This is a genomic window from Streptomyces sp. NBRC 110028, from assembly GCF_001417735.1.
In the GTDB taxonomy this organism is placed as follows: domain Bacteria; phylum Actinomycetota; class Actinomycetes; order Streptomycetales; family Streptomycetaceae; genus Streptomyces.
In genome coordinates, this window is the sequence record NZ_BBUZ01000023.1 from 281,935 (window position 1) to 301,870 (window position 19,936).

The 19,936-nt window shown below is 70.6% G+C and carries 19 protein-coding genes and 2 pseudogenes; 4 read left to right on the top strand and 17 right to left on the bottom strand.

Going from position 1 to position 19,936, the window contains the following annotated elements:
• Positions 1-16: 16 nt before the first annotated feature.
• The 8 genes and pseudogenes from atpE to ASC60_RS06445 all read right to left on the bottom strand — a co-directional run.
• Entirely contained in the window at positions 17-265 is a 249-nt protein-coding gene (gene atpE, locus ASC60_RS06410) for an ATP synthase F0 subunit C (protein ID WP_055547701.1), read from the bottom strand.
• Between the two features lie 78 nt (positions 266-343).
• Positions 344-1,153 (bottom strand): F0F1 ATP synthase subunit A, encoded by an 810-nt coding sequence (gene atpB, locus ASC60_RS06415; protein WP_055547703.1) that lies wholly within the window; start codon positions 1,151-1,153, stop codon positions 344-346.
• 264 nt (positions 1,154-1,417) lie between these two features.
• Positions 1,418-1,873, bottom strand: coding sequence for a hypothetical protein (locus ASC60_RS06420; protein WP_055547705.1), 456 nt, complete (start codon positions 1,871-1,873; stop codon positions 1,418-1,420).
• Positions 1,874-2,105: 232 nt separating this feature from the next.
• Positions 2,106-3,473: an MraY family glycosyltransferase gene (locus ASC60_RS06425; RefSeq protein WP_055547707.1), complete on the bottom strand. Its 1,368-nt coding sequence runs from the start codon at positions 3,471-3,473 to the stop codon at positions 2,106-2,108.
• A 54-nt stretch (positions 3,474-3,527) separates the two neighbouring features.
• Positions 3,528-4,823: a methylaspartate mutase gene (locus tag ASC60_RS06430; protein ID WP_055547709.1), complete on the bottom strand. Its 1,296-nt coding sequence runs from the start codon at positions 4,821-4,823 to the stop codon at positions 3,528-3,530.
• Positions 4,820-5,311: a cobalamin B12-binding domain-containing protein gene (locus ASC60_RS06435; protein ID WP_055547711.1), complete on the bottom strand. Its 492-nt coding sequence runs from the start codon at positions 5,309-5,311 to the stop codon at positions 4,820-4,822. The genes ASC60_RS06430 and ASC60_RS06435 overlap by 4 nt, the downstream gene beginning before the upstream one ends.
• Entirely contained in the window at positions 5,308-6,570 is a 1,263-nt protein-coding gene (locus ASC60_RS06440; protein ID WP_055547713.1) for a decarboxylase, read from the bottom strand. Before ASC60_RS06440 ends, ASC60_RS06435 begins: the two co-directional genes overlap by 4 nt.
• Positions 6,567-7,139, bottom strand: a pseudogene (locus ASC60_RS06445) (AMP-binding protein); the annotation flags it as partial. The gene ASC60_RS06440 and the pseudogene ASC60_RS06445, both read right to left, overlap by 4 nt.
• Between ASC60_RS06445 and ASC60_RS06450 the strand changes: the two are divergent.
• The 4 genes and pseudogenes from ASC60_RS06450 to ASC60_RS06465 all read left to right on the top strand — a co-directional run.
• Positions 7,139-7,624: pseudogene (locus ASC60_RS06450) on the top strand (3-hydroxyacyl-CoA dehydrogenase family protein); the annotation flags it as partial. The pseudogenes ASC60_RS06445 and ASC60_RS06450 overlap by 1 nt on opposite strands.
• A complete protein-coding gene (locus tag ASC60_RS06455) occupies positions 7,624-7,914 on the top strand; it encodes an acyl carrier protein (RefSeq protein WP_055547715.1) in 291 nt (96 codons plus the stop codon). The pseudogene ASC60_RS06450 and the gene ASC60_RS06455, both read left to right, overlap by 1 nt.
• A 40-nt stretch (positions 7,915-7,954) precedes the next feature.
• Positions 7,955-9,040 carry an acyl-CoA dehydrogenase family protein gene (locus tag ASC60_RS06460; RefSeq protein WP_055548705.1) on the top strand — a complete coding sequence of 362 codons (1,086 nt, stop codon included), beginning with the start codon at positions 7,955-7,957 and terminating at the stop codon, positions 9,038-9,040.
• Positions 9,041-9,060: 20 nt separating this feature from the next.
• Positions 9,061-10,155 (top strand): HAD family hydrolase, encoded by a 1,095-nt coding sequence (locus tag ASC60_RS06465; RefSeq protein WP_055547717.1) that lies wholly within the window; start codon positions 9,061-9,063, stop codon positions 10,153-10,155.
• 15 nt (positions 10,156-10,170) lie between these two features.
• On the opposite strand, the gene ASC60_RS06470 is transcribed toward ASC60_RS06465, so the two are convergent.
• The 9 genes from ASC60_RS06470 to rho form a co-directional block, all read right to left on the bottom strand.
• Complete coding sequence (locus tag ASC60_RS06470; RefSeq protein WP_055547719.1) at positions 10,171-10,833, bottom strand: O-methyltransferase; 663 nt, start codon at positions 10,831-10,833, stop codon at positions 10,171-10,173.
• 47 nt (positions 10,834-10,880) lie between these two features.
• Positions 10,881-12,152, bottom strand: a complete 1,272-nt coding sequence (glyA, locus tag ASC60_RS06475) for a serine hydroxymethyltransferase (RefSeq protein ID WP_055547721.1) — start codon at positions 12,150-12,152, stop codon at positions 10,881-10,883.
• Between the two features lie 105 nt (positions 12,153-12,257).
• Positions 12,258-12,920, bottom strand: a complete 663-nt coding sequence (locus ASC60_RS06480; RefSeq protein ID WP_055547723.1) for a protein-tyrosine-phosphatase — start codon at positions 12,918-12,920, stop codon at positions 12,258-12,260.
• A complete protein-coding gene (locus ASC60_RS06485; protein ID WP_055547725.1) occupies positions 12,917-13,564 on the bottom strand; it encodes an L-threonylcarbamoyladenylate synthase in 648 nt (215 codons plus the stop codon). Before ASC60_RS06485 ends, ASC60_RS06480 begins: the two co-directional genes overlap by 4 nt.
• 46 nt (positions 13,565-13,610) lie before the next feature.
• Complete coding sequence (gene prmC / locus ASC60_RS06490) at positions 13,611-14,456, bottom strand: peptide chain release factor N(5)-glutamine methyltransferase (protein WP_055547728.1); 846 nt, start codon at positions 14,454-14,456, stop codon at positions 13,611-13,613.
• 42 nt (positions 14,457-14,498) lie between these two features.
• Positions 14,499-15,569 (bottom strand): peptide chain release factor 1, encoded by a 1,071-nt coding sequence (prfA, locus tag ASC60_RS06495; protein ID WP_055547730.1) that lies wholly within the window; start codon positions 15,567-15,569, stop codon positions 14,499-14,501.
• Between the two features lie 172 nt (positions 15,570-15,741).
• Positions 15,742-15,966, bottom strand: coding sequence for a 50S ribosomal protein L31 (gene rpmE / locus ASC60_RS06500; protein ID WP_055547732.1), 225 nt, complete (start codon positions 15,964-15,966; stop codon positions 15,742-15,744).
• 160 nt (positions 15,967-16,126) lie between these two features.
• Positions 16,127-17,260: an LCP family protein gene (locus ASC60_RS06505; protein ID WP_079038220.1), complete on the bottom strand. Its 1,134-nt coding sequence runs from the start codon at positions 17,258-17,260 to the stop codon at positions 16,127-16,129.
• A gap of 329 nt (positions 17,261-17,589) precedes the next feature.
• Positions 17,590-19,710, bottom strand: coding sequence for a transcription termination factor Rho (gene rho / locus ASC60_RS06510; protein ID WP_055547734.1), 2,121 nt, complete (start codon positions 19,708-19,710; stop codon positions 17,590-17,592).
• Between the last annotated feature and the right edge of the window lie 226 nt (positions 19,711-19,936).

Consider the following 19,936-nt stretch of genomic DNA (forward strand, 5'->3'; position numbering starts at 1 on the left):
GGCTTAGGCCGAAGCGTCAGCTGGTCGGGTAGACGAACGGCATAACCAGACCGATCAGGGCCAGCGCCTCACAGAGCACGAAGCCGAGGATCTGGTTGGCGCGGATCAGACCGGCAGCCTCGGGCTGGCGGGCCATGGCCTGGGTGCCGTTACCGAAGATGATGCCGACGCCGACACCGGGGCCGATCGCGGCGAGACCGTAACCGATCGAGCCGAGGTTGCCCTTGAGCTGGACAGCGGCGAGGGACGTCTCGAGAGCGGACATGCCGTTTCTTCCTTCTCTTTCACGGACCGGTGGGGGTTGGCCACCGGACACCCTTAAGGACGGGAGCTGACGTGGTACTCAGTGGTGCTCGGCGAGAGCACCCTGGATGTAGCTGCACGCCAGCAGGACGAACACGTAGGCCTGAAGGGCCTGGATGAACAGCTCGAAGGCGGTCAGCAGGATGGTCATGACGAACGAGACGCTCGCATAGGCGATCCCGATGCCATTCAGCAGGTACCAGCTGGCGATCGTGAAGATCAGCAGCAGCACGTGGCCCGCGAACATGTTGGCGAAGAGCCGGACGGCGTGGGTGAACGGCCGGATGATCAGGTTGGAGAGCAGCTCCAGCGCCATGACCACCGGCAGGACCCCGCCGAGCGACTTGTCGTAGCCGGCGATGTTCTTCCAGCCACCGACGAAGCCGTGCTTCTTGAAGGTGAGGCTGACCCACAGGATGTAGACGATCGCCGCGAGTCCCGCCGGGAAGGCGATGACCGACGTCACAGGGAACTGGGCCAGCGGGATCACGGACCAGAGGTTCATGATCCAGATGAAGAAGAACAGGGAGACCATGAGGGGGACGTACTTGTCGCCCTCCTTCTTCCCCAGGGCCTCGTAGACGACGCCGCGGCGTACGAAGTCGTAGCCCGCCTCGCCGATCATCTGGAGCTTGCCGGGGACGACCTTGGCCTTCCCGAACGCGGCCCAGAAGAACACGACCACGACGACGGTCCCCAGTAGGGCCAGCAGCATCGGCTTGTTGAACTCGAAGCCGCCGATCGTCGCGATCGGCTCGAACGTGAACGAGTGAAGCCCTGGGGCCGGGAAGCCGCACCCGTCGAAGATGTGGCAATCGGTCTCGAAGGCGAGCGTCTGGTCAGGACTCACCGCGAGCTCCTTCAGCGTGGCGCATGGGTACGGCAACCTCGATGTGTCGGCGCGGCGCATGGCCACGGAACGGCACTGGACTGGTTCTTACGAATGTGGGGGCGGCTTGTGGGCACAAGACCGATGGGCTCACGGGCAGCAGCTGCATGGGCCGCCGATTCCGTCCCGTGGAATCCGGGGGTTCAGCCGCCTGCGCCCGCTGTGCCTCAGATGAAACCGGACGATAGCAGGTGAGCGCAGGGGTCTTTATAGCGGCCCTACAGATCACGACGCGGACCCGGCGGGGGAGGCTTCCTTCTCCCTCGCCGGCTTCCGTTCGTCCTCGGCTTCCGGTTGCACGTAGAGAATCTTGGCCTTCATATGAGCACGGGTCTGCGCCGCGATCCACGTCAGTGTCGCAGCGAGCAGGGAGAACGCGAACGCCCGGGTGTTGAAGAGGGTGGTGTCCTTGAAGACGGCCAGCACAACCGCGATGAGCAGGAACTGCACCATGTAGAGCGCGAGCCCCATCATCTGGAACAACTGCGGAAGATACTTCGCGGTGCGCACGAGCACGATCAGGTCGATCGTCATGACCGCGGCCACGAGAACGGTCCCGAAAGCGGCCCCGATCGCGCCCTTTCCACCGGCGAGCACAGAACTGGCGGCAACGGCGACCACCCCGACCACGGCGGTGGGCACGGCGCAACTGAGCAGCGTTCTGGCGTCGTTGGACTGCATGAAGGGTTTCTCCGGCAAGAGTCGGAAGCAACGATTCGTCGTGGACGAGCGTATCCCCGGGTAAGGGAAGAACCTCACGGTGAAGGACCGTCGCACTACGGTCCCTGGGCTCTAGCACCGGGTTTAGTGAACGGTATCACAAACTATTTGATGAGGTCTTTACCTGTCCGATGTGCTGCACATCACACATGCGGGTGACGCAGTGCGCATGTGTTGACGCACTGCGTCACCGCTACTGCGGGGTTCCGATCTTCCTGCGATGAGTGAAGCGGGACCGGTCGCCGATCGCCGTGGCGCCGTTGAGCCCGGCGGGCAGCGGCTCGGGCGCGGCCGTCTCCGGCTGCTCCGGCTGCTCCGGTCCGGGCGCCCCGGCCGCCCCGGGCTCTTCCGCCCGGGCCGCCGGCGCGGTCCCGGCCGTCCGCGCGGGGACGGCCCGGCGGCGGTAGCGGGGCGGTACGAACGCCTCCGCCCACCGCGGCACCCGCGGGGTGAACCGCGGCAGCAGCAACAGCACCAGCCCCACCGCGCTCAGCACGACGATCGCGAGCACGAACCACACACCGGCCGAGTTCACCGAGTACGCGACCGCGCCGAAGGCGATCAGCGCCGACCAGAAGTACATGATCAGCACGGCCCGGCTGTGCGAGTGGCCGATCTCCAGCAGCCGGTGGTGCAGATGGCCGCGGTCCGCCGCGAACGGCGACTGGCCGCGCCAGGTGCGCCGGACGATGGCGAGCACCAGGTCCGCGAAGGGCACCGCGATGACGGTGAGCGGCAGCAGCAGCGGGATGTAGACCGGCACGGTGGCGTGCACCGCCGCCGTCTCGGATCCTGCGAACAGCTTCATCGCGTCCGGGTCCACCTGACCCGTGATGGAGATCGCACCCGCCGCGAGCACCAGCCCGATGAGCATCGAGCCGGAGTCGCCCATGAAGATCCGCGCGGGGTGGGCGTTGTGCGGCAGGAAGCCCAGGCACATGCCCATGAGGACGGCGGCGAACAGGGTCGCGGGGGCGGCGGCCTCCAGCCCGTAGCCGAACCAGATCCGGTACGCGTACATGAAGAACGCGGCGGCGGCGATGCAGACCATGCCGGACGCCAAACCGTCCAGCCCGTCAACGAAGTTGACCGCGTTGATGGTGATGACGACCAGAGCCACCGTCAGCAGCGTGCCCTGCCAGGGTGTCAGTGAGACGGGTCCCACACCGGGCACCGGCAGCCACAGGATGGTCAGGCCCTGGAGCACCATCACACCGGCGGCGATCATCTGGCCGCCCAGCTTGATGAGCGCGTCCACGCCCCACTTGTCGTCCAGCACACCGAGCAGCCAGATGAGCCCGGCGCCGGAGAGCAGCGCGCGCGGCTCGTTGGACGTTTCGAAGACATCCTTGAGATTGGTGAGGTGAGCGGCCACCAGCAACCCCGCGCACAGGCCGCCGAACATGGCGATGCCTCCGAGCCGCGGAGTGGGCTCACGGTGCACATCGCGGGCCCGGATCTCCGGCATCGCACCAGCGGCGATGGCGAACTTCCGCACCGGCCCGGTGAGCAGATACGTCACCGCGGCCACGATGCACAGAGTCAGCAGGTATTCACGCACCTATTCCCCAGACGTCGCGAGGCAGATCAGGGCCACACCCTAAGAGACCTCACCCTAGCCTGCTCCGGTTCCCGATGTGCCGGGGACCGGCAGTGGCGCACGGTGTTCCACGGCCACCTCGTCGAACCTTCTGCGCATGTACGACAGATCCTCCAGCAACCCGGCGGAGGTGACCGGGCGCGCCCGCTGTGAGGTGGCGATCCGCCCGATCGGCAGCGCCCCGGTCCGCTCCCACAGCAGCCTGCCGTCATCGCCGATGCGACCGCGGGTCTCGCCCCGGTTGTCCGGGTGCAGGCAGTACGGAATGTCGAGGTAGCCCGCGCGGAAGGCGCGCAGCAGGGCCTCCCCGATGTCCGGGTGGAGGTTCAGCACCGCCTCGGTGAGGGCGGCGGCCTCGCGGTAGGTCTGGGTGTCGGTCCCGGGGTCGGGCGCCCGGCCGGTGCGGGCGGCCGCCCGGTCCGCGTACTCCAGCGCGGCCACGTTCTCCTCGATGGTCGGGATGCGCCGGGATTCGGCCACGGTCTTGACGATCAGCCGCTCGGCCCCGCTCGCCACCGCCAGTTCGGCCGCCTGCCCCAGCAGGCGGTAGGCGCCGTGCTCGGTCGTCGGGTACAGCCCCATGTACGCGTACACCACCACGTGCCAGTCGTCGGTGGGCAGCAGTTCGCCGCACAGCCGTCGCAGCGCCGCCACCGCCTCCCGGTCCTGCCCGGGGTGGGTCTGCTGGGCGTAGCTCACGGACACGCTGCGCACCCCGTGCCGGATGAAGAACAGGGCCTCCAGCACGCTGATGGCGATCAGCTGGCTGGGCGGGCACAGCTGGCCCAGCATGCAGCCGCCGAAGGTCTCCAGATGCGGTTCCACGCCGCGCTCGCGCAGCCCCGCGAACACCTCGCAGCTCTCCCGCCAGTTCCGTACGGACTCGGCCAGCGGGGTGCGTCCGTAGGGCAGGCAGTACGACACCGGCCCGCCCTCGCTGGCGCCCAGCCCCAGCCGGGTCAGCGTCCGGAAGATGTCGGCCGGGGCGGCGGAGCCGTGCCGCACCTGGACCGGGAAGCCGGGGCCGCTCGCCGCCGAGAGGACCCAGCGGGTGACGCGCTCCTCATGGCTGACGATGGGGTAGCCGTTGAGGTCCTGGCCGTCGCGCAGCGCCCGTTCGACCGCCCGGAGGTGGCCGACCCGGGTGTGGGCGTCGAGCGTGATGGTGCCCACGGTGAACGCGTCGGCGGCCCGGGTGGCCGCCAGGCCCTCCCGCATCCGGCGCGGGTCGCCGAAGCCCATGCGCGGCTGCACCACCAGGCGGCCGTCTCCCCCGTGGGCGCGCACGAACGCGCCGAACCCCTCGCTCATCGGGCCGGGGCCCGGCCCGCGAGGGCGGGCGGGCCCGCCCGGAGGGCGTGGACGAAGCCGCGCAGGGCGGCGGCGGGGTCGGCTCCGTCGTCGAAGACCGCGTCGTAGCCCGCCGCCATCAGCTCGGCGGCCCGTTCGCTGTCCTCGCCCCCGGTGACGCCCAGCTTCCCGCCGATGACCACGGGGGTGGTGGCGAGCGGGCCGGCGGCGCGCAGCCGCCGGATGACCCGCAGGCCGTCCTGGTGACCGTGGCCGTTGACGCTGCTGATCACGACCATCTCGGGCCGCACCGCGCGGCACTCCTCCGTGAGGACGTCGTCGGGGACGCAGGGGCCGAGGTTGACCACGCGGTAGCCCAGCTCCTCGATCAGCAGTTGCAGGAACACCAGGTTCCAGGTGTGCGCGTCCGAGGCCATCGAGGTCACGACGACGGTCCGGGCCGCATGGTCCGGCGCCCGGCCCCCGGTCGTCTCCGGCGCCCCGCTCATCGGCCCTGCCCCGCGCATCGGCCTTCCAGGGGCAGCGGGGAGCGGATGTGCTCGATGCGTGAGACCGACAGGACCCGACCGCCGCGGACCACGGCCTCGGCGGGCGCGGGGCGGCCGAGGAACATCAGCAGGCTGGCGGTGGGCCCGTAGGCGCCGGTGTGGGGGATGGCGACGACGTCACCCTCCCCCAGCTCCGGCAGCTCGACCTCGCGGGCCAGCAGGTCACCGGGGGTGCACAGCGGCCCGGCCAGGGTGCCCTTGCCGGTCACCTCTCCGGCCCCCTCGACGCGTACCGACACCGGCAGGATCCGGCCGAGCCCGGACATGCCGCCGAAGGTGTTGATCCCGGCGTCGAGGATGACGAAGCGGCGGTCCCGGCTGGTCTTGACGTTGCTGACCGAGGCCAGCAGGGTGCCGCTGTCCCCGACCAGATACCGGCCGGACTCCACGGCGATCCGCGGCTCCCCCTGCCGCCAGCGCGGGAACCGCAGGTCCAGCGCGGCCTCCAGCTCGCCGCGCAGCCTGGGGTAGGCGTCACGGGCGCCGTGGCGGCCGTACGGCGCGGCGAAGCCGCCCCCGATGTCCAGCAGCCGCACGCTCACGCCCAGTTCGGCCTCGGCCCGGGCGGCCACCTCGATGGTGTGCCGGAACTCCTCGATCAGGGCGTCCTCGTCCTTGGCGTTGCTCTGCGAGAACAGGTGCAGACCGGCTATGGACGTGCCGGGCACGGAGCGCAGGCGCGGTGCCAGTCCGGCCACCGTCTCGCTGTCGATGCCGAACTGGGTGGGCTTGCCGGTCATGCGGATGCCGGTGCTGGCGCTCGCGGTGGCGCTGTTGATACGCAGCAGGCAGTCGGCGACCACTCCGTGGGCGCGGGCGGCCGCCCCGATGTGCTCCAGGTCGCCCGAGGATTCGGCGGAGAACGTCCGCACCCCGCGGGCGATGGCCTCGCGCAGCTCCCCGGGGGTCTTGCCGGGCCCGGTGTAGAGGATGTCGGCGGGCGGATATCCGCCCGCCAGGGCGGCGGCCAGCTCACCGGTGGAGCTGATCTCGGCCTTGCAGGCGGGGCCGTCGCCCTCGCGCAGGGCGCGCACCAGGTCGACGTGCGGGTTGGCCTTGAAGGCGTAGTAGACGTCGACGCCCTCGGGCAGCCAGCCGAACAGATCCCGCCGGGCGGCGTCGATCCGGTCCAGGTCGTAGACGTACAGCGGGGTGCCGTAGCGCCCGGCGAGGTCTTCCAGCGTCTCGTACCGGCTCACGTCTCGTCCTTTTCCAGCAGGGCCTCCAGTTCCTGGCGGGCGTTCTTGCCGTGCAGGGTGAAGGGGAACTCGGCGAGCACCCGGCAGACGGCCGGGATGCGGGTGTGGTCCAGGCGCAGCATCAGCTCGTCGGTGACGGTCTGCGCGTCGAGGTCGCCCTCGACGAACAGCGCCAGGTCGTGCCGGTCGTTCGGGGGCAGCGCGGCCGCGGCGCGGACGCCGGGGATGTCCATCGCGGCGCTTTCGATCTCCAGCGTGCTCATCCGGAAGCCCTTGCGCTTGAACATGTCGTCGCGGCGGCCCTCGAAGTACAGATAGCCGTCCGCGTCGAGGCTTCCGTAGTCGCCGGTGTGCAGACGGGGTTCGCCGGTCTCCGGGTCGGGGCGGAAGGTGCGCGCGGTGACCTCGGGGTTGCGCCAGTAGCCGCCCATGACGTGGGGGCCGGCCGCGACGATCTCGCCGACCTCGCCGGTGGGCACCGGGCGGCCCTCGGGGTCCAGGACCAGCACCCGGGTGCCGGGCAGCGGCAGGCCGACGGAGGCCGGCCGCTCGGTGTCCTCCTCGGGCGGCCGACGCGGTCGCCCGGCCGGAGGAACTGCTCGGCACGCACTTCATGAACCCGTCGTACCTGATCAAGATGGTGGAGGTGAGCCGGGGCCCGCGCACCGGCGACGCCGCCGTGGACGCGGTCGTCGCGCTGCTGGGCGCCATGGACCGGCGAGCCGTCCTGGTCCGGGACGCCCCGGGCTTCGTGACCAGCAGGCTGCTCCACCCGATGATCAACGCCGCGGCGCGCGTCGTCGGCGAGGGCACCGCCACGGTCGAGGCCGTGGACGAGCTGATGGAGGGGTGCCTCGGACACCCCACCGGCCCGCTGCGCACCGCCGACCTGATCGGCCTGGACAACCTGGCCGACTCCCTCGCCGTGCTGTACGAACGCACCGGCGACGAGGCGTGCAAACCCTGCGATCTGCTGCTGGCGAAGGTGCGCGACGGCGACCTCGGCCGTAAGTCCGGCCGCGGCTTCTACTCCTACGGAAAGGCGAAGTCCTGATGACCGACCAGCCCACCACCGCCCCAGTGACCGCCGCATCCATCGAGCAGGAGCTGCTGGGCTTCCTGGAGGAGCGCACCAAGACCTCGGTGCCGCCGACCCAGGACCTCTTCGCCTCCGGACTGGTGTCCTCGATGTTCGCCATGGAACTGGTCGTGCACCTGGAGCAGAACTACCAGGTCGCGATCGTCGGCGCAGACCTGAAGCTGGACAACTTCCGGACCGTCGCGCAGATGACCGAACTGGTGCTCCGGCTCCGTGACGCGTCGGCGGCGGTCGGCGGTGCCTGAGCGGCGTGCCGACCCGCTCGCCGGCGGGCTCGCCGACGAGCTGAAGGCCCTCGACGAGCTGATCGGCGACCAGCCCGAGCACTGGGACCTCGACGGGCAGATACCCCGCCACCTGCTCAGCACGCTCGGCGCCCAGGGATGGCTGTGCGCCGAAGTGGCCACGGCCCACGGCGGGCGGGGCCTCAGCAGCCGGGCCAACGGGGAACTCACCGCCCACGTGGGCAGCCGGTGCAGCTCGCTGCGCAGCGTGATGACCTCCCAGGGCATGGCCGCCTGGACCATTCAACGGCTGGCCGACCCGGACCAGTCCGCCGAGCTGCTGCCCGAGCTGGTCAGCGGCCGGCTGGCGGCGGTGGGGTTCAGCGAGACCGACGCCGGTTCCGATCTGTCGACGATGAGCACCACCATCACCCTCGACGGTGACTCGGTCGTCCTCGACGGCCACAAGGTGTGGGTGACGGGCGCGTCCTACGCGGACCTGCTGGTCGTCTTCGGTCAGTGCGAGGGCGGCGCGGCCGCTGTGGTGGTGCCCGCCTCGGCGCCCGGTGTGACGGTGGAGCGGGTCGCCGACCCGATGGGATGCCGGGCCGCGGGCCACGCCAACCTCCGGTTCGACTCGGTGCGGCTGCCCGCCACCAGTGTGCTCGGCAGCCCCGGCGCACCGCTTCCGCTGCTGGTCACCACCGCGCTCGCCTACGGCCGCATCTCGGTGGCCTGGGGGTGCGTGGGCATCCTGCGCGCATGCCGCAACACCGCGGCCAAGCACGCCGCCACCCGCAAGCAGTCCGGCAGGCCGCTCAGCGAACACCAGCTGGTCGGGCGCCATCTGGCCGAACTGTTCGTCGCCGAGCAGACCGCGTCCCGGGCGTGCGAGCACGCCAGCGAGTGCTGGGACGCGGGCTCTCCCGACATGGTCATCTCCACCGTGCTCGCGAAACACGTCAGCGCCGGTCACGCCGCCACGGGGGCCGCCGCGGCGGTCCAGGTGATGGCGTCGGCGGGGGCCCGGGACGGCCATGTGGTGGCGCGCGCGTACCGGGACGCGAAGCTGATGGAAATCATCGAGGGCAGCAACGAGATCTGCCAGTTGATCCTGGCACAGCACGCCGTTTCCACGGCGGAATGACGAAACAGGGGGAATGATCCGTGTCTGAAAAACCGGCCACGGTGAAGTGCTTGGTCTGGGATCTGGACAACACGCTCTGGCAGGGCACCCTGCTGGAGGACGATTCCGTGACGCTGCCGGACGCGGTGCGGGAGCTGATCGTCACACTCGATTCCCGTGGCATTCTGCAGTCCGTCTCCAGCAAGAACGACTACGATCTCGCCTGGGCCAAGCTCGAAGCGCTCGGAATCGCCGAATACTTCGTCCTGCCCCAGATCGGCTGGGGACCCAAGTCGAACGCGGTGCGCACGATCGCCGAACGGCTTAAGTTCGCGCACAGCGCCATCGCGTTCATCGACGACCAGCCCGCCGAGCGCGCCGAGGTCACCTTCCATCTGCCGGATGTCCGGTGTTACGAGGCGGACCAGCTGCTCACCCTGGCGGGCCTGCCGGAATTCAGCCCCGAGACGGTGACCGTCGATTCCCGGCGGCGCCGCCAGATGTATCAGGCGGGATTCCAGCGGGAAGCCGAACAGGCCGCCTTCAGCGGTCCGGACGAGGAATTCCTGCGGTCCCTGAAGCTGGAGATGACCATCGGGCGGGCGACCGGGGAACAGCTCTCCCGCGTCGAAGAACTCACCCTGCGCACCAGCCAGATGAACGCGACCGGGGTGCACTACTCCGACGCGACGCTGCGCGGACTGCTGGCCGACCCCGGCCATGAGGTCCTGGTGACCACCATGGCGGACCGATTCGGCCCGCACGGCGCGGTCGGTGTGATGCTGCTCGAGACCCGGCCCGATGTCTGGAACCTCAAGCTGCTGGCCACGTCCTGCCGGGTGGTCTCGTTCGGAGCGGGCGCGGCGATCCTCAACTGGCTGATCGACGAGGCGGCCCAGGCCGGCACGCATCTGGTGGCGGACTTCCGGCGCACGGACCGCAACCGCATGATGGAGATCGCCTACCGGTTCGCCGGCTTCACCGCCGACCCGTGTGCCTGTGGCGCCGGGCTGCCCGAGCCGGGCGCGCCGGAGATCGAGCGGCTGCACCTGGTGCCCGAGCGGCGGGAGCCGCACCCCACCCTGACGCTCACCGCTCCGGCCCTCGCCGCGGACCATGCGGCGGCAAGGGCCTGAACGAGGCGCTCGGCTTCAGAGCTTGCGCAGCAGGGTGATGCCGTCGGCCACCGGAAGGAGCGAGAGCTCCACCCGGTGGTCGTCGCGCAGGGAGGCGTTCAGTTCGCGAATGGCGACGGTGTCGGCGTCCTGTGCGGCGGGGTCGATCACCCGGCCGAAGAAGAGGGTGTTGTCCACGGCGATGAGCCCGCCGGGCCGCACGAGGTCGAGAGCCGCCTCGTAATAACGGCGGTAGTTCGTCTTGTCGGCGTCGATGAACACGAAATCGAATGCGCCCGCCCCGACTTCGGCGAGCAGTCCGGAAAGCGTTTCACCGGCGTCGCCGATACGGACGTCAATACGGTCCGCGACATCCGCTTTGGTCCAGTACTCGGCGGCGATGTCGGGCCATTTGCTGGTGATATCGCAGGTGACCAGGCGTCCGTCCGACGGGATCGCGCGGGCCATGCACAGGGTGCTGTAACCGGTGAACGTCCCGATCTCCAGTACGTTACGGGCCTCGATCAGGCCGACCAGAAAGGCCAGGAACTGGCCCTCTTCGGCCATGACCTGCATGGCCTGCCCCATGGGCAGTTCACCGGTGAGTTCCCGGAGGTCACGCAGAATGTCGTCTTCCCGCAGCGATACCTCGCGCACGTACGACAGGATTTCCGATGAGGACTCGACTTGATTCGCCATGCCCTCAAAATATTACCGGACATCAGGACAACGCAAGGGCAGGCAAATTACTGAGCATAGGGCGGAAAAGCGGCGGCCAGTTCCCTGACTTCCGCGCGCACCCCGCGCGTCCCGGGCGCGGATTCCTCCTCGCGCAGGGCGATCGTCAGCAGCGCGCCGATGCGTTCCATCTCCCCCTCCCCCATGCCCTGCGTCGTGACCGCGGCGCTGCCCAGCCGCAGTCCCCGGACGCAGCCGCCGGGTGCGGTGGCGGAGGCCAGCGCACAGGTGTCCAGGATGATCCCGGCGGCCGCGCACCGGGCCTTCGCGTCACGCCCGTCGAGCCCCAGCGGGGACACATCGACGGTGATCATGTGGGTGTCGGTGCCTCCGGTGGCCACCGTCAGCCCCTCCGCCGCCAGCCCGTCGGCGAGGGTGCGCGCGTTGGCGACGACCTGCCGGGCGTACGCGGCGAACGCGGGCGTGGCGGCCTCACCGAACGCCACCGCCTTGGCCGCCACACTGTGCATCTGGGCGCCGCCCTGGGTGAAGGGGAACACGGCCCGGTCGACCCGCTCGGCCAGGTCCGCGCCGCACAGCAGCATGCCGCCGCGCGGCCCGCGCAGCACCTTGTGCGTGGTGGCGCACACCACGTCCGCGTACGGCACCGGGCTCGGCGCCGCCTTCCCGGCCACCAGACCGATCGGGTGCGCGGCGTCGGCGACGAGATACGCGCCCACCTCGTCGGCGACGGCCCGGAAGGCGGCGTAGTCCGGATGACGGGGGTAGGAGATCGAACCGCACACGATCGCCTTCGGGCGGTGGGCGAGCGCCAGCTCGCGCAGCCGGTCGTAGTCGATCAGCCCGGTGGCCGGGTCGACGCCGTAGCCGATGAAGTGGAACCAGCGGCCGGAGAAGTTCGCCGGGGAGCCGTGGGTGAGGTGGCCGCCGTGCGGCAGCGCCATCGCCAGCACCGTGTCACCGGGCCGCAGCAGCGCGGCGTACGCGGCGAGCACCGCGGAGGAGCCCGAATGCGGCTGCACATTGGCGTGGCTCGCGCCGAACAGCGCCGTCGCCCGGCCCTGGGCCACCCGCTCGGCGAGGTCGACCTGCTCGCAGCCGCCGTGGTGACGGGCCCCGGGATAGCCCTCGGCGTACTTGTTGGCCAGCGGTGAGGCCAGCACGGCCAGCACGGCCCGCGAGGTGTGGTTCTCCGCGGCGATCAGCTGCAGACCGCCCCGGACGCGCTCCAGCTCGCCCATGATGATGCCGGCCAGCTCGGGGTCCTGCCGGGCCAGCTCGCCGAAGTCGGGCCCCCAGGGGACCGCGCTGACGGCCATCGCGTGCTCACATTCGTCGGGCGTCACCCCCAATGTAGGCCCGCGGCCGAAGCAGCGCGCGCCGCCACCGACAGCCAAGGCCGGAGCCTCGGCCGGAGCCGGGGGCTACGCCGGGGCCGGGACCCCCGTCAGAGCGGTGACGACCGGGTCCAGCGCCTGGTTGATCTCGTCGCCGATGGAGCGGAAGAAGGTGATGGGCGCCCCGTACGGGTCGTGCACCTCGTCCGCCTCCTCGTTCGGCGCCAGCAGCCAGCCGCGCAGCGCGGCCGCAGCCTGGACCAGGGAGCGGGCGCGCTCGACCACGCCGCCCGCCTCCTCCGGGTCGGGCAGCGTCGCGGGGTCTATGGCCCGTACCAGCCGGGTGAACTCCTTGAGCGTGAAGGTGCGCAGCCCCGCCGAGTGGCCCATCGAGATGACCTGGGCCCGGTGGTCGCGGGTCGCGGTCAGCACGAGGTCGGCGCGGATGACGTGCTCGTCCAGCAGCTCCCGGCCGAGGAAGCCGTCCGGGTCGGCGCCGAAGTCGGTCAGGACGGTGGCGGCGTGCGCCTCCATCGGCGCGCCCTCATGGCCCCAGGTGCCGGCGCTCTCCACGATCAGCCCGCTGGTGCGGGCGGTGCCGAGCCGGTGGGTGAGGGCGTGCCGGGTCAGCCGCTCGGTGATCGGCGAGCGGCAGACGTTGCCGGTGCTGACGTGGAGGATGCGGAACGAGGTCTCGGGGTGCTTCGCCCGGTGTTCCGCTATGCCACGGCCCGTCTCCGGGGCTGTCAATTCGCCACCTCGAGGTCGGGTACGACCTCACGGAGCTGCTCGGCGGTCAGCGCGCCCGCCCGCAGCAGCACCGGGACCTTGCCGGTGACGTCGACGATGGAGGACGGCACCGCCGCCGGGGTCGGGCCGCCGTCGAGGTAGACCGAGACGGAGTCGCCCAGCATGTCCTGGGCGGCGTCGCAGTCCTGCGGGGACGGGTGTCCAGTGAGGTTGGCGCTGGAGACCGCCATCGGGCCGAAGTCGGTCAGCAGCTCGATCGCGACCGGGTGCAGCGGCATCCGTACCGCGACCGTGCCCCGGGTCTCGCCCAGGTCCCAGGTCAGCGACGGCTGGTGCCGGGTGACGAGGGTGAGCGCGCCGGGCCAGAAGGCGTCGACCAGTTCCCAGGCCATCTCGGAGAAGTCGGTGACCAGGCCGTGCAGGGTGTTCGGGGAGCCGACCAGGACGGGGGTGGGCATGTTGCGGCCCCGGCCCTTGGCCTCCAGCAGATCGCCGACCGCCTCCGCGTTGAAGGCGTCCGCACCGATGCCGTAGACGGTGTCGGTGGGCAGCACGACCAGTTCGCCGCGGCGGACGGCGGACGCGGCCTCGCGCAGGCCGGTCTTGCGGTCGGTCGCGTCCCCGCAGTCGTATCGCCGTGCCATTATCGGTCCTCCTCGTACGTGGCCAGTGTGTGGTGCGGTGCCGCGGTCACGGCATGGCCTTCCGCGCGGTGGCGAATCGAGGCCGTTTGTTCAGGTCGGGGTGGTCGGCGGCGTCCGCCCAGCCACGCTCCTCCGTGAAGATCCACGGCACCTGGCCGCCCTGGGTGTCTGCGTGCTCGATGACGACCACGCCGCCCGGGCGCAGCAGCCGGTGGGCCGTGCGCTCCAGGCCGCGGATCACATCGAGGCCGTCCTCACCGGAGAAGAGCGCGAGCTGGGGGTCGTGGTCGCGCGCCTCCGGCGCCACGTACTCCCACTCGGTCAGCGGGATGTACGGGGGGTTGCTGATGACGAGGTCCACCTGCCCGTCCAGCTCGGGCAGGGCCGTCAACGCGTCTCCTCGCTGGAGAACGACGCGGGACCCCTCGACGTTCTTGCGGGCCCACTGCAGGGCGCCCTCGTCCAGCTCGACGGCGTGCACCCGGGAGCGGGGCACCTCCTGGGCGAGGGCCAGGGCGATGGCTCCGGAGCCGGTGCACAGGTCGACGATGAGGGGTTCGACGACGTCCATGGCCCGGACCGCGTCTATGGCCCAGCCGACGACCGACTCGGTCTCCGGGCGGGGGACGAAGACGCCGGGGCCGACCTGCAGCTCCAGGTAGCGGAAGAAGGCCCGGCCGGTGATGTGCTGCAGGGGTTCGCGGGCCTCGCGGCGGGCGACCGCCTCCCAGTAGCGGGCGTCGAAGTCGGCGTCGGGGACGCCGTGCAGCTCCCCCCGCTTGACGCCGTGCACGAAGGCGGCCAGCTCCTCCGCGTCGAAGCGCGGGGAGGGCACGCCCGCGTCGGCCAGCCGCTGGGTGGCCTGGGCCACCTCGGCGAGCAGCACATTCACTGAATTTTCCTCCAGCCGGTCCGTAGTTGCGAAGAGGAAGTCCTACTGGGCCGCGGCGAGCTTCGCCGCCGCGTCGGCGTCGACGCACGCCTGGATGACGGGCGCCAGCTCTCCGTCGAGCACCTGATCCAGGTTGTACGCCTTGAAACCGACCCGGTGGTCCGAAATGCGGTTCTCCGGAAAGTTGTACGTACGGATGCGCTCGGAGCGGTCGACGGTGCGGACCTGGCTGCGGCGCGCGTCCGACGCCTCCCGCTCGGCCTCCTCCTGGGCGGCGGCCAGCAGCCGCGAGCGCAGGATGCGCAGCGCCTGCTCCTTGTTCTGGAGCTGGCTCTTCTCGTTCTGGCAGGAGACGACGATGCCGGTGGGCAGGTGGGTGATGCGCACCGCGGAGTCGGTGGTGTTCACCGACTGGCCGCCGGGGCCCGAGGAACGGTAGACGTCGATCCGCAGGTCGTTGGGGCCGATCTCGACCTCGACCTCCTCGGCCTCGGGTGTGACCAGCACACCGGCCGCGGAGGTGTGGATGCGGCCCTGGGACTCGGTCGCGGGCACGCGCTGCACCCGGTGCACCCCGCCCTCGTACTTCAGCCGGGCCCACACGCCCTGGCCGGGCTCGACGGTGCCCTTGGCCTTCACGGCCACCTGGACGTCCTTGTAGCCGCCGAGGTCGGACTCGTTGGCATCGATGATCTCGGTCTTCCAGCCGATCCGCTCGGCGTACCGCAGATACATCCGCAGCAGGTCGCCGGCGAACAGCGCGGACTCCTCGCCGCCCTCGCCCGCCTTGACCTCGAGGATGACGTCCTTGTCGTCGCTGGGGTCGCGCGGGACCAGCAGCAGCCGCAAGCGGTCGGTCAGCTCCGCGCGGTGCAGCTCCAGCTCCTTGACCTCGTCGGCGAAGTCCGGGTCGTCCTGGGCCAGCTCCCGGGCCGTCTCGATGTCGTCCCCGGCCTGCTTCCAGTCGCGGTAGGTGCCGATGATCGGCGTCAGCTCGGCGTAGCGCTTGTTCAGCCGCTTCGCCTCGCGCTGGTCGGCGTGGACCGCGGGGTCGGCGAGCCGCTTTTCGAGGTCGGCGTGTTCGCCGATCAGTTCCTCGACCGCCTCGAACATGAGGGCTCCCTGAGTGGGTCTGCGTGGACGCGGGGGGGTACGGGACGGACATGACGGCCGACGGGCCGGTCGACGGGCCGCGTGGCGGGCCGGGCGACGGGTCGGCCGACGCAAAACGCCGGTCCGGTCGCCCCTGCGCGGGGGCGACCGAGGACCGGCGCCGTGCGGGTCGCTACTTCTTGGCGGACCCGGCGTTCTTGCCGAAGCGGGCCTCGAACCGCGCCACACGGCCACCGGTGTCGAGGATCTTCTGCTTGCCCGTGTAGAACGGGTGGCACTCGGAGCAGATGTCGGCACGGACGGTGCCGCCGCTCATGGTGCTGCGGGTGGTGAAGGACGCGCCACAGGTGCAGCTGACCTGGGTCTCGACGTACTCGGGGTGGATGTCGCGCTTCAAGGGATTCTCCTGGTTCCTCGGGAGGGCTCCGGGTCGACGGGCGGGTTTGCACGTCGTGAACCGGGGCCGACGATCCAGTTTGCCAGCACTGGCCGCATCCCCCAAAACCGGGGGTGGGACCGGGATATTCCCGGCCCCGTCCGACATCCGCCGCGGGGTCCTACTTGACCACCTTGCCGGCGTCGTTCGCGTCGCCCGCGGACCCCTTGGTGGCGGCCGCCGGGATGGGCCGGTCCGCGCGCAGCGCCTTCCAGATCAGCTTGGTCTTCGACTCCATGGGCAGCACCCGGGCCGGGTCGTTCGGGTCGTACTGGACGGGCAGCGTCGTCATCTTCATGTTGCCCGAGCCGATGCCCTGGAGGCTCTTGGCGAAGCCCGACAGCTTGTTGACCGAGGCCAGCTCCGAGTCGGTGGTGAGCGCCTTGGTGGAGGTGTTCGCCAGGTCGTACAGCTTCTTCGGGTTGCCGAAGAGGTCGACGTGCTTGATCTGGTCCAGGAGCGCCTTGACGAACGCCTGCTGGAGCTTGATCCGGCCGAGGTCGCTGCCGTCGCCGACGCCGTGCCGGGTCCGCACCAGGCCCAGCGACTGCTCGCCGTTGAGGGTGTGCGGACCCGCGGCCAGGTCGAGGTGGCTCTTGGGGTCGTGGATCGGCTGGGTGGTGGTGATGTCGACGCCGCCGAGGTCGTCGATCAGCTGCTGGAAGCCGGAGAAGTCGACCTCGAGGAAGTGGTCCATGCGTATGCCGCTCATGGCCTCGACGGTCTTGATGGTGCAGGCCGGGCCGCCCGCCTCGTAGGCGCTGTTGAACATCGCCGCCTGGACGGCGGGGGTCTCCTTGCCGTCCTTGACGCACGAGGGGCGGTGGACGAGCGTGTCGCGCGGGACGCTGATCACGCTGGCCTTCTTACGGCCCTTGTAGACGTGGACGATCATCGCGGTGTCGGAGCGCGAGGTGCCCTCGTCCGTGCCGTACTTGGCGTTCTTCCCGGCCCGGGAGTCGGAGCCGAGGACGAGGATGTCCATGGAGCCGTTGTCGACGTTCTTGGGGCGGTCGGATCCCAGGGCGGCGTTGACGTCGACGCCGGTGAGGTTGCCGTTGAGCTTGTAGTAGAGGTATCCGGCCCCGGCGCCACCGAGGACCAGGACGGAGGCGACCGACAGGACGGTGACGTGCGTGGCCCTGCGGCGGGCACTGGGCCGCCTTCGGCGGCGGCCGGAGGGGCGGCTGGAGGCGCCTCCGCGGGATCGGTGGCGGCCCGGGTTCACCGGCGTGCTCTGCTGGTCGTCGGCCATGTGCTCCTCAGTCCTCGTATCCCGGGTACCCCCTGCCGTCACGGTCAGGCGTGGCGTCGCGGATTCGACCTGACAGATGACAGGCCGAGCGCCAGGGTTGCATATAGAGTTCTGCTCGTTTTCCTCTGGGCCGACCGGGGCGCCCTTCGTCCCCTTCGTCCGCCTTACCGCTCTCACCTGCGCTTTCGCAGGTGATAAGGGCATCGAGACCGTTCCGTGACTGTCCCTTTTGATGTGGTTCACCTCTCACAAAAAACCGAGGCCTCCCCGCGCTGCGGGAAGGCCTCGGATGACGGAGCGTGATCAGCTCCTGGGAGATCCGTGAGCGGTCAGTCGCCGTTGTTGCCCGGGGTGGGCGTGGTCTTGGCGATCTGCATCAGGAACTCGGCGTTCGACTTCGTCTGCTTCATCTTGTCGAGCAGCAGCTCGATCGCCTGCTGCGAGTCGAGCGCGTGCAGCACCCGGCGCAGCTTCCAGACGATGTTCAGCTCCTCCGGCGCCAGCAGGATCTCTTCCTTACGGGTGCTCGACGGGTCGACGTCGACCGCCGGGAAGATGCGCTTGTCGGCGAGCTTCCGGTCGAGCTTGAGCTCCATGTTGCCGGTGCCCTTGAACTCCTCGAAGATCACCTCGTCCATGCGCGAGCCGGTCTCGACCAGCGCGGTGGCCAGGATGGTCAGCGAGCCGCCGTCCTCGATGTTCCGCGCGGCGCCGAAGAACTTCTTCGGCGGGTACAGCGCGGTCGAGTCGACACCACCGGACAGGATGCGGCCGGAGGCGGGCGCCGCCAGGTTGTACGCGCGGCCCAGACGGGTGATGGAGTCCAGCAGCACGACCACGTCGTGGCCCAGCTCCACCAGCCGCTTGGCCCGCTCGATCGCCAGCTCGGCGACGGTGGTGTGGTCCTCGGCGGGACGGTCGAAGGTCGAGGAGATGACCTCGCCCTTGACCGAGCGCTGCATGTCGGTGACCTCTTCCGGCCGCTCGTCGACGAGGACGACCATCAGATGGCACTCGGGGCTGTTGCGGGTGATCGCGTTGGCGATCGCCTGCATGATCATGGTCTTACCGGTCTTCGGCGGGGCCACGATCAGACCGCGCTGGCCCTTGCCGATCGGCGCGACCAGGTCGATGATCCGGGTCGTCAGGCCGCCGGCCTCGGTCTCCAGCCGCAGCCGGTCCTGCGGGTAAAGCGGCGTCAGCTTGCCGAACTCGGGCCGCCCACGGCCGGTTTCGGGCGCCATGCCGTTGACCGAGTCGAGGCGCACCAGCGCGTTGAACTTCTCGCGGCGCTCGCCCTCGCGCGGCTGGCGGACCGCGCCGGTGACGTGGTCGCCCTTGCGCAGACCGTTCTTGCGGACCTGGGCGAGCGAGACGTACACGTCGTTCGGGCCCGGCAGGTAGCCGGAGGTACGGATGAACGCGTAGTTGTCGAGGATGTCGAGGATGCCCGCGACCGGGATCAGGACGTCGTCCTCGGAGACCTGCGGCTCGTTGCCGAAGTCGTCACGGCCCCGGCGGCCACGGCGGTCGCGGTAGCGGCCGCGGCGCCCGCGGCGCCCGCCCTCGAAGTCGTCCTCCCCGTCGTCGGGGCGCTGCTGGCCCTGGCCGCGCCCGTCGCGCTGCTGACGGCCGCCACCGCTCTGCTGGCCGTCGTCGCCCTTGCCGCCGCGGCCGCGGTCGCGCTGGCCGCCGCGCTCACGGCGGTCGCCCTTCTGGCCGCGCTCCTGACGGTCGCCGCCCTTGGCGCCCTTGCCGTCGGCGGAATCCGCCGCCACGTCGCCCTTGGCCTCGGAGCGGGCCGAGGTGTCGGTCCGGGGCTCCGTGCGGGTGTCGACCGCGGTGGCCGTGCCCCCCGCCTCGGCGGTGGCGGTGGCGGGCGCGGTCGCCCGGCGGCGACGGCGCTCACCGGCCGGCTGCTCGTCGGCGGCCGGCTCCCCGGACTGGCCCGGGATGTCGATCTGCGCTTGCGCCGCGGCCTTGTCCGCCTTGCCGCCCTTGCCCGACTTCTCGGCATCCGCGGCCTGGTCGGCCTTCTCGGCCTTGGCGGCCTTCTCCTGCTTACCCGCGTCCGCGCTGTCGTCGCCCGTACGGGCCTTGGAGGTCGCACGGCGCTTCGGCTTGGTCACCCCCTCGGCGGCGGACGGGGCGGCCTCGGAGCCCTGGGCTCCGCCGCCGGATGCGGCCTGCTTCTCCTTGATGACCTCGATCAGCTGGCTCTTGCGCATCCGCGCGGTGCCCTTGATGCCCAGGCCCGAGGCGAGCTGCTGCAGCTCCGCCAAGACCATGGCGTCAAGGCCGGTGCCCGAGCGGCGCCGCCGCGGGGCAGTGCCAGTGGCAGCACCGGTGGCAGGCGCGGAAGCGTCCGTGGCGGGCGCGGCGGCATTGCCGACACCGCTGTCGGAGGTGCCGGAGGCGTTCACGCCCATCAGATCGGTGGTGTCGCTCACGAAGGGTCCTTCCCTGGAGCGGGCGTCGGCCTGTCTGGCTCGGCGACCGGTTGTGCTGTCCGGCTGTGGTCCTTCCGTTACGGACCGGGCCGGGGCGGTGGTCCGCCGGTACGGCGGAGAGAACATTCATGGTTCCGGCGCGACGGAGGGTTCACTCGAATCCGCCACGCCGATTCCGGTGCGTGCACGACACTGCTCAGGCAGGCTGCTCAGGCAGTGTGGGAGG

Coding starts and splice junctions, on each gene's coding strand:
- ASC60_RS06455 (WP_055547715.1), top strand. CDS start 7,624: ATGACCGACCAGCCCACCACCGCCCCAGTGACCGCCGCATCCATCGAG.
- glyA (WP_055547721.1), bottom strand. CDS start 12,152: ATGGCCGTCAGCGCGGTCCCCTGGGGGCCCGACTTCGGCGAGCTGGCC.
- prfA (WP_055547730.1), bottom strand. CDS start 15,569: ATGTTCGAGGCGGTCGAGGAACTGATCGGCGAACACGCCGACCTCGAA.
- ASC60_RS06420 (WP_055547705.1), bottom strand. CDS start 1,873: ATGCAGTCCAACGACGCCAGAACGCTGCTCAGTTGCGCCGTGCCCACC.
- ASC60_RS06430 (WP_055547709.1), bottom strand. CDS start 4,823: ATGAGCGAGGGGTTCGGCGCGTTCGTGCGCGCCCACGGGGGAGACGGC.
- ASC60_RS06505 (WP_079038220.1), bottom strand. CDS start 17,260: ATGGCCGACGACCAGCAGAGCACGCCGGTGAACCCGGGCCGCCACCGA.
- ASC60_RS06435 (WP_055547711.1), bottom strand. CDS start 5,311: ATGAGCGGGGCGCCGGAGACGACCGGGGGCCGGGCGCCGGACCATGCG.
- ASC60_RS06470 (WP_055547719.1), bottom strand. CDS start 10,833: ATGGCGAATCAAGTCGAGTCCTCATCGGAAATCCTGTCGTACGTGCGC.
- atpE (WP_055547701.1), bottom strand. CDS start 265: ATGTCCGCTCTCGAGACGTCCCTCGCCGCTGTCCAGCTCAAGGGCAAC.
- ASC60_RS06485 (WP_055547725.1), bottom strand. CDS start 13,564: ATGGCACGGCGATACGACTGCGGGGACGCGACCGACCGCAAGACCGGC.